Genomic DNA, 15,258 nt, shown 5'->3' with positions numbered 1-15,258 from the left:
TTAGCAATAGTATATAGAATTCATACAAAAAAAGGAAGTACTAAACATGACAAAATTCGCCGTTATTGGTCCCGGTGCAGTAGGATCAACTATTGCCTTTGAGTTACAACAACACTTTAGCGATACGTTACTCTTAGGTAGAGAGAACGCAACACTATCATATTACCCGGGAAATCACATGCCTATGCACCAATTACAAGTGCAATCTTCAGCAGCAACGACAACTAAAGTTGATGTCTTGTTTGTGGCAGTAAAAACATATCAACTAGATACGATAATAGAAGATATTAAACGTATTACACACCAAGATAGCATTATAATGTTAGCGCAAAACGGGCGTACAAATTTAGAAACATTAGCATTGCCGAACGTCTATCAAGCTGTCGTTTATATTAGTGGTCAGAAAGAGCAAAATACCGTGACCCATTTTAGAGATGAGCGTTTACACGTTCAAGATAGCCCAGAGACACGTGATCTAGCCCAACTATTAGCTCCGACAAACTTAGACTTAAAACTAGAGCAACACATAGAAGACACGATTTGGTATAAATTACTCGTTAACTTAGGCATTAATACTGTCACTGCATTAACACGATCGACAGCAAAAGTACTTAAAAATAATAAAGTAAATCATTTATGTCGCCAATTAATCGACGAAGGTGCTCAAATTGCATTAACAGAAGGCGTGAACTTGCCGGAAGACATTGTGACGCAAATCATGACTATTTACGAAGGATATCCAGACGAAATGGGTACTAGTATGTATTATGACATAAGTGCTGGGAGACCAATAGAAGTAGAAGCGATTCAAGGGTATATATACCGTACAGGTCAAAAACATAATTTAGCTATACCAACTATTACAACAACTTATACTTTACTCCATGGTTATTTGCACAATTAGTAATCCGCAAAAAGAAGCTGAGACATTAATCAAGTCTCAGCTTCTGTTATCTTTATTAATTTGTTTGTATCTTAATTTTTTTCAATCCTGGTTTAACGAAGCTCATTGCTACTATACCAATGACAGCTGCAACAACTGCTGATACGAACATAGAACCATAACCATAGGCAGATACTAAAATGCCTGTTAATGTTGGTGCAATAATTGTCGCAGAATTTACGAAGAAGTGCATAATACCACCAAATGTGCCTGAATTTTTTGGAGCCGTATCGATAACAACTGCCCAATATACCGCATTTGGTAAAAACACACATGCATTACCTAACATCATTAATATTAAAATCAAGGCAATATTGTCGGTAGTTGGAATGATAAGGAAACAAATCGCCGCTAACGTCATTCCAAAAATAGCTAAACCAGATCTTGCGATACGTAAACTGCCTGTTTTCTGACGTAACCAGTCAGATAATCTGCCACCAAAGTAAGCTGTAAATACTGCCCCTATCCACGGAATCATACCTAAATACCATAACGCTTGAATCTCAAAATGATATTCATCTTGTAAATATTTAGGCGTCCAAGTTAATATTAAAAAGTTTATGTATTGGAAACCAAAGTAACCTATCGTGTTGAAAATGAGTGTCGGACTTTTAAAGAAGTGATACCATTTTTCGTGAGCATTTTGTTCTGTTTCTACAGTTTTCTCACCTTTAATCGTATCTTCAGTTGAACGAATTTCTTCAACTTCTCTAGCCGATACTTTTTTATTGTCTTCTGGATAGTCTGTAAAGACTTTAGCCCAAATAACAACCCAAATTAATCCTAGAACACCCATTAATATAAATAATACACGCCAGTTTGTAATAGTTAATAATCCTGAAACGATTGGAGCAGTAATTAATGCACCAAGTGGTACCCCTATTAAGCCTAAAGCTGAAAGTAAACCACGCTCTTTAGGTGCTGCCCAGTTGGCGTTTGTTTTACTAATTGTAGAAAAGATCGGACCTTCTGCAAAACCAAATATAATTCTTAACATACCGAATCCTGCTAATGCTGAACCACCAAAAATAGCCATACCTAATTCGCCTGCGAAAGCCATCGCTATTTCGAATAGTGACCATAATGTTCCAGCAACAATCCATACGAACTTCGGCCCCTTTTTATCAGATAGTACACCACCAAATAGTGAACCTAACATATACCCGTAACCAAAGTAGCCTAAGATAGCTCCCCAAGCAACATTATCAAATCCAAATTCTTTAATAATATCTTCTTGCGCGTAGGAGATACCTCCACGGTCAATGTAATTTATCATAGTCATAACAATAATCATAACGATGATAAAATAACGATAATTCTTCATCTTATATTCCCCACCCTTTGAACATATACTTGAATCATTAAATATTAAAACTTTAACGCTATTTGAAAGCGTTGTCAATTTGATTTTTACCCTAAATCAATAATATCGAACTCAAACTGTTGTTACACCAACAATGAGCCGGTTACCAATTACACAATTTTCTGATAATTTAATTTACTCTTTATCCCGTTTAAATTCATTATTTAATTATAATTTCAATTGCATTGTTATGTTACGTTCTTCAAAACCACAACTTTTATAGAGTTGTTGCGCATCATTGCCAACATATACATTTAAACGAAGTTTATCATAACCTAACTGTTTAAAATGTTGTTTGGTGAAAGTTATCAATTGTTTACCATAACCTCGTTTTCTAAATTTAGGCATAACATACAATTCATAAATAAAACCATATTTGTCACCTGTTAAATTATCTTCTTTCACAGCTAGCATGGTATATCCTACAAGTTGATCGTCTTCCTTCAAAGCGTAATAATGGCCCCCGTCTTCTAGTGCCATTTGAGATAAATTTTGAATCTCTTCTTCTGTTAAACGATGAGTTACAAGAACAGACTCTTCAAAGGCCTTTGTTTGTACTTTATATATTTCATTCAAATCACTTTTGGTTGCTAGACTTACTTCCATAATAATAATCCTCCTTATAATTAACGGTGACATAGGTCACAAGTTCAATCATTTGTCTTTCTCAATTTATTAGTCTAACATATTATAGTTGTTGAGACTTCGAGTAGATAAGGAGATGTTAAAAATGGGTGATTCATCAAATGCGCTCACATTTAACAAAAAATTATACCCACCAATGATACTCGGCTCCATATTGAATCCAATCAATTCTTCTATGTTAGCCATTGCTATGATTCCTATAGCACATGCTTTTAACATTCCTTTTTATCAGACGGCTTGGCTTGTGACCTCATTGTATTTGGCTACGAGTATTGGTCAACCCATTATTGGTAAATTAATAGACGTCTTTGGTCCTAAAGGGTTATTTCTATTCGCAACCAGTTTAGTTGGTTTAGCAAGCATACTTGCCATCGCCACCCCCTCATTTTACGGACTAGTACTTGCGCGCTTCTTAATTGGTATTGGTACATGTGCTGGTTATCCTTCAGCAATGTATCTCATTAAATATGAAGGCGAACGTACTGGTAAAGATAGTCCTAGTGGTATACTGACAATTTTGGCAATTTCCAACCAAACTGTATCTGTGATAGGCCCTACTTTAGGTGGTTTATTAATTAATTTCGGTGGTTGGGAAGCAATATTCTTCGTTAATATACCATTATCAATATTATGTATTATTTTTGGCGTCCTTTATTTCCCTAAAGTCAATCAATCTTTAGGCAAAATCGCCGCACTTAGAACTTATATTGATTTTATTGGTATGGCTCTTTTCGCAATCACTCTAGTATCATGGATATTATATTTTACTGAACCATCAATTAAAAACTTGTATTTATTAATCATTGGAATTATTACCTTTATAATATTTATTTTTGTTGAGTTAAAATCTAAAAAATCATTTATCGATGTACGATTATTGGCTCATAATGCCGCATTAAACAATACGTATATACGTTCAACCTTAACTCAAACTATTTCTTACAGCGTATTATATGGTTATACACAATGGTTAGAAGAAGGCAGGGGCTTGTCTCCTACTCATGCTGGATTGTTAATGTTACCAATGTTTGTTATCGCAATTATTGCATCAAAATATACTGGTAGCAGTTTATCTTCTAAAAACAAACTTTATATCGGTACTCTAGCCGGTATTATTACAATGATAAGTTTTACGATGATTAATCCTGAAACTTCAATAATTATACTTGTTTTATTAGCAGCATTATTCGGTATTCCACAAGGTTTAATGAATTTAGCTAACCAAAACGCTCTTTATAATCAAGCACCTAAAGAAAGTATCGGTATGTCTGCTGGATTATTAAGAACATTTATGTATATTGGTGCAATCGTTTCTTCTACTGCGAATGGAATCTTTTTTAAAGGCGGAGACATCACTGCCGGCATTCATTATGACGGTATATTCTGCGCTTCGCTTGGAGTTATTATTTTAATTATGACTTTTGCAAATAGACGTTCATTGGCTAAAGCATAAATATAAATTTCTCTTTCTATTGAATAAGAAATAACCAAACGGGTATACAATTATAGTGATTTTTAATCACATATTTGAGGAGGAATTTATAGTAATGAATTATTTTGTCGCACAATTCGGTGCTGAAGAAACGAAACTCGTTATTATCGATAAACACAAGAAAGTCATCGACAGTAGTACAGCAGCGCTCGATAATAATAATTATGTAAAAAAGCTTGCCGATAGCCTAATAGAACTTGCGCACAAAAACGACTTATATCATGATGACTTAAATGGTATTGGCCTAATTATTAATGATATTAAACAAATCAATTACTTTGATAACCAAACTTTAATTAATGATTTAGAATCTACTTTTAATTTCAAGGCTATTCTTGAAGATAACTACGATGCCTTGATAGATAACATTGTTAAATAATTATAATACAAAGCTCCAATCAACATGTTCATGGTTAATGCATGTTGATTGGCTTTTTTAATAACAAAATAAGCCTTGTTTATTGAAGAATGGTAAAATCGTATTTCCCATTTATTATTTTAAGATACATATTTTGAGCTGCGCTTTCCTACAGAATAGTCTTGAGCCTATAGTCTCGAGTTTCTTTATTTCCGTCAGGCGTAGTACTCAAAATCTATTATGGCGTTTTGTTGAGTCTCAACTTTAAAATATAAAATTCATATTATTGTATTTATTTTATGATGTTTCTATCACTTTAATGTAAAAAAGGCAATTTCTATTTTTGAAATAGAAATTGCCTTTTTATGTTAGTCAGAAATTAATTGTACTGATAAATATTTATTTTATTGTTCCAGCGTCTTTATCGTGTACGCCGTGACGGTAATAATCGATATATTCAGGGTCTAATGGTTTTTTACCACGAATAATGTCTGCTGCTTTTTCAGCCATCATTAATACTGGTGAATGAATGTTACCATTTGTAGTACGTGGCATCGCTGAAGCATCTACGACACGTAAATTTTCCATACCATGCACTTTCATTGTTTCTGGATCAACTACGGCCATTGGATCTGAAGCTGGTCCCATTTTAGCACTACAAGACGGGTGTAACGCTGTTTCGCCATCTTTAGCAACCCAGTTTAAGATATCCTCATCCGATTGTACTTCTGGTCCTGGTGAAATTTCTCCACCATTATATGGATCTAATGCTTTTTGAGATAAGATATTACGAGCTACTTTAATTGCTTCTACCCATTCGCGCTTGTCTTCTTCAGTTGATAAATAGTTGAAGACAAAGTTAGGTTTCTCGAATGGATCTTTTGATTTAATCTTCAAGCTACCACGAGAGTTAGAATACATCGGTCCTACATGTACTTGGTAACCATGTGCTGCAGGTGCTTTTTGTCCATCGTATCTTACAGCTATTGGTAAGAAATGGAACATTAAGTTTGGATAATCAACTTCTTCGTTGGAACGAACAAAGCCGCCTCCTTCAAAGTGATTAGATGCTGCTGCACCTTTACGCGCGAATATCCATTGTAAACCGATGAATGGCATTTTGAATTTATTTAAACTTGGTTGTAATGAAACTGGTTGCTTACATTTATGTTGCACATATACTTCTAAATGGTCTTCGAAGTTTTCACCAACACCTGGCAAATGAATACGTGGTTCAATATCTAATGATTTTAAGAATTCAGAATCACCGATACCTGATAATTGTAATAATTGTGGTGTGTTAAATGCCCCACCTGATAAGATAACCTCTTTCGCATTAATTGTATGTTCTTTACCATTTTTCTTGAAAGTCACACCAGTTACTTTGTTATTACCTTCAAAATTAATTTTAGTAACAAATGCACGTGTTTGAACGTCTAAGTTTTTACGTCTCATTGCTGGGTGTAAATAAGCTCTTGAGGCTGATACACGTCTACCATTGTGTACTTGACTATCAAATGGGCCAAAGCCTTCTTGACGAAAACCATTTACGTCAGGTGTTTTGTTGTAACCTGCTTCCACACCCGCATCGAAAAATGCTTGGAATAATGGATTTGTAGCTGGTCCACGTTTTAATTTAATTGGGCCATGATGACCACGGAATTCATCGTCTTTAGTTGCACCAAATGTTTTCTCCAAACGTTTAAAGTATGGCAGACAATGTGCATAGTCCCATCCATCCATGCCTTCTGGTTGCGCCCATTTTTCGTAGTCCATTGGATTACCACGTTGATAAATCATACCGTTGATAGAACTAGAACCACCTAGTACTTTACCACGTGCGTGTCCAACTTTACGGCCTTTCATAAATGGTTCTTCATTTGTTTCATAAATCCAGTCATATAATTTGTTACCTGCTGGATACATTAACGCTGCTGGCATTTGAATTAATAAATCCCAGAAATAGTCGCTACGTCCTGCTTCTAGTACAAGAACGTTTTTTGATTGGTCTTCACTTAAACGACTTCCTAAAACTGATCCGGCACTACCGCCACCAATTATAATATAATCATATGCTTCTCTCATTTATATATGTCCTCCCGTATTATAATCAAAGTTTGCTATTTTTCTTTACTGTTTACCAAACCAATTTACAGGTTCAGGTTGTGTATTTCTTAAGATATGTTTTTCAATTTGATATTCAGCTAAACCTGTTTTACCAAGCTCTCTACCAATACCTGATTGTTTGTAACCGCCCCAGGGTGCTTGAGCAAAGTAAGGATGGAAATCATTAATCCATACAGTACCCATTTTCAATTTGTTTGCGACACGTTCAGCTTTACCAACATCTGTAGTAAAGACGCCTCCAGCAAGTCCATAAATTGAATCATTGGCTAATTCAATCGCTTCTTCTTCAGTAGAGATCCCTTCAATTGTAACTACTGGACCAAATACTTCTTCTTGAACGATACGCATTGAAGTATCGCAGTCTGTAATTACAGTTGGTTCAAAGAAGAAACCATCTTGTAAGTCTTCTCTATCTGGACGTTTACCACCGATAGCGATTGTTGCATTTTCTTCTTTGGCAACTTCCATATATTTTTCGATTTTGTCACGGTGTTCTTGTGAAATGACTGGACCCATTTCAGTATCTTCGTCAAAACCGTTACCTAATTTAATATTTTTGATACGTTCGATTAACGCTTGCTCGAATTTTTCTTTGATGTCGTTATGCACAATGATTCTTGAACCAGCAGAACATACTTGTCCAGCATGGAAGAATCCGCCGTTTAGCGCTTGATCTACAGCTAAGTCAAAATCTGCATCAGCAAAAATTACGTTAGGATTTTTACCGCCTAATTCTAATGCGATATTCGTAACATGATCTGCCGCTTGTTTCATAATATGCTTACCAGTTTTAATACCACCCGTAAACGATACTAAGTCCACTTCTTCATGAGCTGATAATGGTTCGCCAACTTCTGAACCTTTACCTAGAACTAAGTTAATAACTCCTTTAGGAAAACCAATTTCTTCCATTAATTCGAATACGCGTATTGTCGTTAATGGCGTAATTTCACTCGGCTTCATTACTAATGAACAACCAGATGCTAATGCTGGCGCAATTTTCCATGAAGCTTGTAATAAAGGATAATTCCAAGGTGTAATTTGAGTAACGACACCGACTGGCTCTTTAACAATTTTACTGTCAGTATTTGGAATTGGAGAATCAATAATTTCTCCGCCATCTTTATCGGCTAACCCTGCATAATACATAAATACGTTATGGATATCATCCATATCCGCGTATGATTCTTCTAGTGTTTTTCCTGTATCTAAAGTTTCAAGTTTTGCCAATTCTTCTTTATTATTTTTAATGGCATCAGCGATTTCTCTAACTTTTTGTCCTCTTTGTTCACTTGTTGTCGCTAGTGAATAGTCTCCATCTTCAAATGATCTTCTTGCAGCTAAGATAGCGCGTTCTGCATCTTCCATTGTACCTTCTGCTACTTCTAAAATTGTTTCTTGATTATATGGATTAATAATAGTACGTGTTGCATTATTAGAGCTGTCTACCCACTCACCATCAATGTATTGACGACGAGATAAATTGTTTACAAGTTGCATCAAATTACCTCCGTTAAGTTTGTTAAATTTTTATTTAACGAATTTTACAGAATTATGTTAGCATAGTATTTAAAGCTATGTCAAATCTCTCATAGAACGTTATAGATGACTGATATAGGTTTGTGCTATAGTATGTTAATATTGAGAAAAATATTACATATTAAAAAATTAAGTTTAATAATCCAGATTTGGAGGTGCATCACATGTCAAATAAAGACCAACCAGAAGTTTTAGTCGAACAAGCTAAAGATATAGTTATCAATGCTATTGGTGCGACTATGGATTTATATGGCATAAATCGTAGCGTTGGCAACTTATATGGCACAATGTTATTTGAAGATAGCATGACATTAGACGAAATGCGTCAACAACTTCAAATGAGCAAACCAAGTATGAGCGCTGGTGTCAAAAGGTTACAAGAGTTCCACATTGTCAAACAGCAATTTACTCGAGGAAGTAGAAAGCAACATTTTGTTGCTGAAAAAGACTTCTTTAACTTCTTTAATAATTTCTTCACTCAAAAATGGAGCCGTGAAATTGAAATTAATAGAGAAGGTGTCTATAAAGCGATATCTTTATTAGATAAAATTTTAGACGATAGCCAAGCAAATGAAGCCGAAAAAGAACAAGCAACAAAAATTAAACACCAATTAATAGACACATTGCCATACTATGAATGGTTGGAAAATCTTAGTGACGCAATCGATTCGGGTGAAATATTTAAATATTTTCCAATACCTGAAGCTCGCAAACCTGAGTAACATAAAAATGATTAAGCCTTATGGATTTTGTCGAATCTATAAGGCTATTTTAGTGTCTAAAATTACCGCCTAATTAAAAAACAGCGAAGAATTCTAGTTGACTTGAATACTTCGCTGTTTTTTATTGTTATAAATTATCGTCTTGATGACGTTCTCTTACTTGAGTAATACGTAACGATCTTCTTTCAACCTCTTTATAACGGTCGGCACGGCGTTGTAGCTTTAGTCTGTCGTTTGATAATGTCTTTAAAAACGCGACCATCATGACTACAAATATGACGAGCAGTGGCACACTTGAAACAACAGTAGCCGTTTTAAGTACTTCCATTGAACGTTGACCGCCTACGAGCATTAATGAAAATGGTAATAAACATAACGCAAATGCCCAAAATAGACGGTTTGGCTTTAATGGTTCACCTACAACTTTTTTCTGAGAAGCTGCAGCTAATATATATGAACCAGAATCAAATGTAGTTGCTAAGAATAAAAATGCCGAAATTAAAAATAGTGCAATGACTACTTTTGAAAATGGTAAATGGCTTAATATTCTCATGAGTGTTGGTTCAGTACCGATAGTATTAATTGAATGTACTACGTCAAATTGTCCTGATAATTGTAAAAACAATGCATAGTTACCAAATATACCGAAGAACAACATACAACCAAATGTACCGTAGATTAAAGTACCTAGAACTAGTTCTTTCAATGTTCTACCTTTAGAAATACGGGCTATAAATAAACCGATAAATGGTGCGTAAACTAACCACCAAGCCCAATAGAATACTGTCCATTGTTCAGGGAACTTATTATCGGCATGACCTTTAATTTGACCTAAAGGTTGTAAATACGTTGCCATTTGGAAGAAATTCTTAAATAAGTTACCAATGCTCGTTACTGACATTTCTAAAATAAACATAGTAGGTCCTGCTATAAGCACGAATGCTAGCAATACAAAGGCTAATATAACGTTCCAATCACTTAATACTTTAATACCCTTTTTTAGTCCAGAGTAAGAACTATAGGCGAAAATTACGGTAATCGTAAAGAGTACAATAGCTTTAGTAATAATACTATCACCGTTAATACCAAATAAAGTCTCTAAACCAGATGAAATCATAGGTACACCTAATGCAAGTGAAGTTGCAGCCCCACCTACTAGACCAAAGATGAATAATACATCGATAAGTTTACCTAGAAACCCATCAGTTTGACCTTTAAGTACAGGTCTTAAAGTCTGACTTATTTTATAAACTGGTTTTTTCTTTACAAAGATTTGATATCCAATTGCCAATGCTGGTAAGACGAAAGTCGCCCACGCGATTGGCCCCCAGTGAAACATACCGTACATAGATGCATATTGTAATGCTTCATTACTAAAAGGTTTTGCATCATGAGGTGGAGATTGATAATAAAAAGCCCATTCTACTAATCCCCAATATAGAATATCAGATGCTATCCCTGCACAGAAAAGCATAGCAGCCCAACTAAAAGTGTTGAATTCTGGTTTGTCAGTTGCTTTTCCTAAAGTTACATTGCCATATTTACCAAATGCTATGTATAACACGAATCCCAATACGGCTAAACCCAAAGCTAAATAAGCTACACCTAATGAACTCGTCACAACTTCGTTCATTTGCGTAATTATTTCTTGGCTGGCTTTTGGAAAGGCCATCATAGGTATAACTGCAATAAGTAAAATTGCAAAGGCACCTATAAATGTAGGCCAATCCATAAGCGTTCCTTTTCTTTTATTCAAAATCGAGCACTCCCCATTATAGAATTATTATGTATTGTGCATTACTTACTAAATTCAGCAACATATGCAATTGATTTAATTCATAATGAAGAGGTTAACGAACTTTATATAATAATGCAAATTCCATACAATTTTATTCCTAGTTTTTCATGAATAAATATATAAAATGCTTATTTTTATAAGTCATAAAAATTGCTAAAATAACAGTGTTAAGTTTGAATTTAACGAAATGAACAAACCTTACAATTTATGATTTATGTATTTTTATTCATAATTATATAATAAATATTCATTTCGAAAAATTCTATTTTTTATCAAAATCCGTTATTTTTTTACACATATTTTCACTTAATTTCAATTGTTTATGACGCTTATTTTTGTGGGTTTTTGTACCAACATTTTAAAAATTCTAGTAATACATCACTAAAATTTTCTAATTCACTTATCGCTATTTTCTCATCGACACTATGCGCTTCTTCTAAATTACCAGGACCATATAAAATTGTCGGAATACCAAAATAAGCTGTCCATCCGCCATCTGTTACAGTAGTGCTTAGACCTGATTCTAATGCAGACCCATGAATTTTTTCATGAACATGACTTAACAATTTGAAACCTTGATGGTCTGTAGGTACTACGAAACTCGGAAAAATTTCGCCACGATCTTCAATCATTGATGTTCCTCCCCATTCATAAGTAAGAGGATGATGTGCAAGCCATAAGTCAGCTTGCGCCACTTTATTTAAATGGTCCTCGATTTCGTGCACGACGGTTTCATAACTTTCATTTGGTAAATAATGAACAGTAATCCATAGTCGACATTCGTCGGCTATAAACGCGGGATGTCTCCCACCTTCTATGACAGCTGGATTTATTGTGTTAGCTCCAGGAGTCATCCCTTCATATGATTTCATTACTGCCCAATGCCTTTCTAAGTCATTTAATGCATGGATTATTGTCGTCATCTTTTCAATTGCATTCGCACCAAATTTACCTCCGCCCGCATGAATCATACTGTATCTAGCACTATCATGCACAGTTTCTTTGCTTTTAATAGTAATCCAACCCGTTATGACGCCACCTTGTCCTAATGCCTTTTGTTCACTCGTATCTAGTATTAATGCTAAGTCAGCTTTTGGACTATGTTCACAAGCTAATTTCGTTCCAGCTTCTCCAACCTCTTCGCCAACTACAGATTGTACAATAATGTCACCTTTAGGATGCACTTGTTGATGATGTAGTTGTTCTAGTACATAAAACAGCGTTGCCATCCCCCCTTTCATATCACTTACGCCTCTCCCGTAGAGCCACTCATCTACTTGTGTCAGTTCAAAAGGTGGGTAATGCCAATCATTTTTATCATCAACAGCAGCAACATCCATATGCCCATTTAAAATCAATTTAGGCGCGCTCGGGTCTTCCCCTTTTAAAGTTGCAATAATCACGCTATCGTTATCATATAATGGCTTACGTTTAATGTTAAAACCGATGTCTTTTAATAAAGATTCCACCTCGTCTTGTAATGGGCCTGTATTTCTCCCCGGAGGACTTGGTGTTTGATGTGCTACAAGTTGTGCTAATAAATCTAAATGTCGTTGTTCCATCTATTTTTTCACCCTTTATCATATATTTATCAATAATGTTAACATAACAAATACAATAGTTAACAAAACTGTACTTTTAGTTATTTTCAGACATTACAAAGTAAAATTTCATATAACTTTATAATCAATAGTCACTAAATTGAGGATTTTATATCATCTTTTTTAAATAAGTTACTAAGTGTGTAAAGATATTTTCATTTTACTAGTATAATGATTGCGTTATTACTCATTTTTCATCATACTAGAGGTGAATCTAGTAAAAGGAGTGGAAGTAATGAATAAAGAACAACTTGAAAAAATCAAAACTGGCAAAGGATTTATAGCAGCGCTAGACCAAAGTGGTGGAAGTACCCCTAAAGCACTTAAAGATTATGGCGTAGCTGAAGATCAATATAATAGTGAAGATGAAATGTTCAAATTAGTTCATGACATGCGTACTCGTATTGTTTCTTCACCCGCATTTACATCAGATAAAGTTATTGGTGCAATTTTATTCGAACAAACAATGGATCGTGAAGTTGAAGGTAAACACACTGGTGATTATCTAGCAGATAAAGGTGTCGTTCCTTTCTTAAAAGTAGATAAAGGCCTAGACGAACAAAAAGATGGTGTTCAATTAATGAAACCTATGCCTGACTTAGACGAATTGTTACAACGTGCTAATGACCATAAAATATTTGGAACTAAAATGCGTTCTAACATTTTAGAATTAAATAAAGATGGTATTGATTTAGTCGTTAAACAACAATTTGACATTGGTAAACAAATTATTTCAGCTGGATTAGTTCCGATTATCGAGCCTGAAGTTAACATTAACGCTGAGAACAAAGACCAAATTGAAGCTTATTTAGCAGATTCAATTTTAACTGAATTAAATAAATTAAATGATGATCAACTTGTGATGCTAAAATTAACAATCCCTACAAATGCTAATCAATATAAATCATTAATCGAGCACCCAAATGTAGTACGTGTCGTTGCATTATCAGGAGGATACAGCAGAGAAGATGCTAACACACTATTAAAAGAAAATGACAATTTAATCGCAAGCTTCTCACGTGCTTTAATTAACGACTTAAATGTTAATCAATCAGAGGCTGACTTCGATAAAATCTTAGGAGACACTATTGATTCTATCTATGACGCTTCAGTAAATAAAAACGCGTAAGCAATAGGCTTAACTAAAAGAAGCACCGGAAAACTTTGTTTTAATCAAAGTTCCGGTGCTTTTTTGTGCTATATTACTTTTTTATAGATAAATATTTAGTTTCTAAATATGGTTCAATACCTTCAGTACCACCTTCACGGCCATAACCACTTTCTTTCAAGCCACCAAATGGTGCGTGCGCAGCTGATGGACCACCGTCATTCCAACCGATGACACCATATTCTAGTTCATTATATAGTTTAAGTCCCGTGCGATAATCGTTCGTATAGAAATATGCGGCAAGTCCGAATGGCGTATCGTTAGCAATTCTAATCGCTTCATCAAGGTCGCTATAAGCCATTACAGGCGCGATAGGTCCAAATGTTTCTTCGTTCATCACTTTCATATCTTGGTTGGCATTAGAAATAACAACTGGCTTTAAGAAGTTGCCACCTAAATCAGTTACTTCATCTATTGAGCGCGAAACATGTCCACCTTTGCCCATTGCATCAGTAATTTGATCTAAAACTTTATCTACGGCATCTTGATTAATAAGTGGACCTACTTCAACACCCTCATCCATACCATTACCTACTTTTAAGCCATGAACTTTAGCCATTAATTTTTCAGTGTATTGATCAACGATGTCTTCATGTACATAAATACGGTTAGCGCAAATACAAGTTTGGCCCGCATTTCTGAATTTAGATGCCATCGTTGCTTCTACAGCTGCTTCTATATCGGCATCTTTATGAATAATAAATGGCGCTAAGCCACCCAGTTCCATTGTTGCGTTTTTAACTGAGTCCGCAGCCTCTTTAATCAATGTTTTACCCACTGGTGTAGAACCTGTAAAGGTAATTTTACGAATTGCTTCGTGAGTAGTAAATGCTTCACCAGCATCTCTACCAGATGCAACAATGAAAGAAATAGCATCTTTAGGCAAGCCAGCTTCATGTGCTAATTCGACAAGTCTAACCGTCGTTAATGGCGTTTGAACGGCAGGCTTACATACAACTGTGCAGCCTGCTGCTATAGCTGGTGCAATTTTTCTAGTAATCATTGCAGCTGGGAAATTCCATGGCGTAATAGCTCCAACGACACCAATTGGAAATTTATCGACTAAGATTTTTTTATCTGGTGTATTGGCAGGAATTGTACGACCATAAATACGTTTTGCTTCTTCTGCGTACCATTTCACGTAAGAATTAGCATATGCTACTTCACCTTTTGCTTCAGCTAACGGTTTTCCACCTTCTAACGTTATAAGTTCCGCTATTTCATCTATATGTTCATCAATTAATTCTGCCCATTTAAATAACTTAGCCGAACGCTCATGCGCATCTACATATCGCCATTCCTGAAACGCTTCATGTGCACGATCAATTTGAGCAGTAATTTCTTCATCGCTCGTATATTCAAGTTCTTTGATAACGGCATTCGTTGCTGGATTTAATACTGATAATTTTGACATCTAAAAATCCCCCTTGATTTAAGGTCTTCTTCTGCAAGTTACATTATATAAAAGTTACAACAACGCGTTGTAATAAAGGTTACCCGAA

At 35.0% G+C, this 15,258-nt stretch carries 12 protein-coding genes; 5 read left to right on the top strand and 7 right to left on the bottom strand.

The features are described from left to right. Nucleotides 1-46 precede the first annotated feature (46 nt). Entirely contained in the window at nucleotides 47-904 is an 858-nt protein-coding gene (locus ISP02_RS01380) for an oxidoreductase (protein ID WP_195719882.1), read from the top strand. Between the two features lie 55 nt (nucleotides 905-959). On the opposite strand, the gene ISP02_RS01375 is transcribed toward ISP02_RS01380, so the two are convergent. Both ISP02_RS01375 and ISP02_RS01370 read right to left on the bottom strand, forming a co-directional pair. Further along, nucleotides 960-2,267 carry an MFS transporter gene (locus tag ISP02_RS01375; protein ID WP_195719881.1) on the bottom strand — a complete coding sequence of 436 codons (1,308 nt, stop codon included), beginning with the start codon at nucleotides 2,265-2,267 and terminating at the stop codon, nucleotides 960-962. Nucleotides 2,268-2,474: 207 nt separating this feature from the next. Continuing rightward, nucleotides 2,475-2,912, bottom strand: a complete 438-nt coding sequence (locus tag ISP02_RS01370; RefSeq protein ID WP_195719880.1) for a GNAT family N-acetyltransferase — start codon at nucleotides 2,910-2,912, stop codon at nucleotides 2,475-2,477. Nucleotides 2,913-3,036: 124 nt separating this feature from the next. On the opposite strand from ISP02_RS01370, the gene ISP02_RS01365 reads away from it, so the two are divergent. Both ISP02_RS01365 and ISP02_RS01360 read left to right on the top strand, forming a co-directional pair. Beyond that, nucleotides 3,037-4,404 (top strand): MFS transporter, encoded by a 1,368-nt coding sequence (locus tag ISP02_RS01365; RefSeq protein WP_195719879.1) that lies wholly within the window; start codon nucleotides 3,037-3,039, stop codon nucleotides 4,402-4,404. 94 nt (nucleotides 4,405-4,498) lie between these two features. Continuing rightward, nucleotides 4,499-4,822, top strand: a complete 324-nt coding sequence (locus tag ISP02_RS01360; RefSeq protein ID WP_195719878.1) for a hypothetical protein — start codon at nucleotides 4,499-4,501, stop codon at nucleotides 4,820-4,822. A 378-nt stretch (nucleotides 4,823-5,200) separates the two neighbouring features. Here the strand turns inward: ISP02_RS01360 and betA are convergent, their stop codons facing one another. Together betA and betB are read right to left on the bottom strand one after the other, a co-directional pair. Then, nucleotides 5,201-6,886, bottom strand: a complete 1,686-nt coding sequence (betA, locus tag ISP02_RS01355; RefSeq protein WP_195719877.1) for a choline dehydrogenase — start codon at nucleotides 6,884-6,886, stop codon at nucleotides 5,201-5,203. A gap of 45 nt (nucleotides 6,887-6,931) precedes the next feature. After that, nucleotides 6,932-8,428, bottom strand: a complete 1,497-nt coding sequence (gene betB, locus ISP02_RS01350) for a betaine-aldehyde dehydrogenase (protein ID WP_195719876.1) — start codon at nucleotides 8,426-8,428, stop codon at nucleotides 6,932-6,934. A 203-nt stretch (nucleotides 8,429-8,631) separates the two neighbouring features. Here betB and cudC point away from each other — a divergent pair, with 203 nt between their 5' ends. Further along, the gene (gene cudC / locus ISP02_RS01345) at nucleotides 8,632-9,189 is read left to right on the top strand and encodes a choline uptake/conversion transcriptional regulator CudC (protein ID WP_195719875.1); all 558 of its coding nucleotides are present in this window, start codon (nucleotides 8,632-8,634) and stop codon (nucleotides 9,187-9,189) included. 127 nt (nucleotides 9,190-9,316) lie between these two features. Here cudC and ISP02_RS01340 read toward each other — a convergent pair whose 3' ends face one another. Continuing rightward, nucleotides 9,317-10,921: a BCCT family transporter gene (locus ISP02_RS01340; protein ID WP_195721804.1), complete on the bottom strand. Its 1,605-nt coding sequence runs from the start codon at nucleotides 10,919-10,921 to the stop codon at nucleotides 9,317-9,319. Nucleotides 10,922-11,316: 395 nt separating this feature from the next. Further along, entirely contained in the window at nucleotides 11,317-12,549 is a 1,233-nt protein-coding gene (locus tag ISP02_RS01335) for an acetylornithine deacetylase (protein WP_195719874.1), read from the bottom strand. Nucleotides 12,550-12,823: 274 nt separating this feature from the next. On the opposite strand from ISP02_RS01335, the gene ISP02_RS01330 reads away from it, so the two are divergent. Next, complete coding sequence (locus ISP02_RS01330) at nucleotides 12,824-13,717, top strand: fructose bisphosphate aldolase (protein WP_195719873.1); 894 nt, start codon at nucleotides 12,824-12,826, stop codon at nucleotides 13,715-13,717. Nucleotides 13,718-13,790: 73 nt separating this feature from the next. On the opposite strand, the gene ISP02_RS01325 is transcribed toward ISP02_RS01330, so the two are convergent. Next, nucleotides 13,791-15,170 carry an NAD-dependent succinate-semialdehyde dehydrogenase gene (locus tag ISP02_RS01325; RefSeq protein WP_195719872.1) on the bottom strand — a complete coding sequence of 460 codons (1,380 nt, stop codon included), beginning with the start codon at nucleotides 15,168-15,170 and terminating at the stop codon, nucleotides 13,791-13,793. Between the last annotated feature and the right edge of the window lie 88 nt (nucleotides 15,171-15,258).

It is taken from the genome of Staphylococcus durrellii, from assembly GCF_015594545.1.
Lineage (GTDB): Bacteria > Bacillota > Bacilli > Staphylococcales > Staphylococcaceae > Staphylococcus > Staphylococcus durrellii.
This window is presented reverse-complemented; position numbering and strand designations above follow the sequence as displayed.

Excerpts from the sequence above, each read along its gene's own strand:
- ISP02_RS01380 (WP_195719882.1), top strand. The coding sequence starts at position 47 with ATGACAAAATTCGCCGTTATTGGTCCCGGTGCAGTAGGATCAACTATT.
- ISP02_RS01375 (WP_195719881.1), bottom strand. The coding sequence starts at position 2,267 with ATGAAGAATTATCGTTATTTTATCATCGTTATGATTATTGTTATGACT.
- ISP02_RS01370 (WP_195719880.1), bottom strand. The coding sequence starts at position 2,912 with ATGGAAGTAAGTCTAGCAACCAAAAGTGATTTGAATGAAATATATAAA.
- ISP02_RS01365 (WP_195719879.1), top strand. The coding sequence starts at position 3,037 with ATGGGTGATTCATCAAATGCGCTCACATTTAACAAAAAATTATACCCA.
- ISP02_RS01360 (WP_195719878.1), top strand. The coding sequence starts at position 4,499 with ATGAATTATTTTGTCGCACAATTCGGTGCTGAAGAAACGAAACTCGTT.
- betA (WP_195719877.1), bottom strand. The coding sequence starts at position 6,886 with ATGAGAGAAGCATATGATTATATTATAATTGGTGGCGGTAGTGCCGGA.
- betB (WP_195719876.1), bottom strand. The coding sequence starts at position 8,428 with ATGCAACTTGTAAACAATTTATCTCGTCGTCAATACATTGATGGTGAG.
- cudC (WP_195719875.1), top strand. The coding sequence starts at position 8,632 with ATGTCAAATAAAGACCAACCAGAAGTTTTAGTCGAACAAGCTAAAGAT.
- ISP02_RS01340 (WP_195721804.1), bottom strand. The coding sequence starts at position 10,921 with ATGGATTGGCCTACATTTATAGGTGCCTTTGCAATTTTACTTATTGCA.
- ISP02_RS01335 (WP_195719874.1), bottom strand. The coding sequence starts at position 12,549 with ATGGAACAACGACATTTAGATTTATTAGCACAACTTGTAGCACATCAA.
- ISP02_RS01330 (WP_195719873.1), top strand. The coding sequence starts at position 12,824 with ATGAATAAAGAACAACTTGAAAAAATCAAAACTGGCAAAGGATTTATA.
- ISP02_RS01325 (WP_195719872.1), bottom strand. The coding sequence starts at position 15,170 with ATGTCAAAATTATCAGTATTAAATCCAGCAACGAATGCCGTTATCAAA.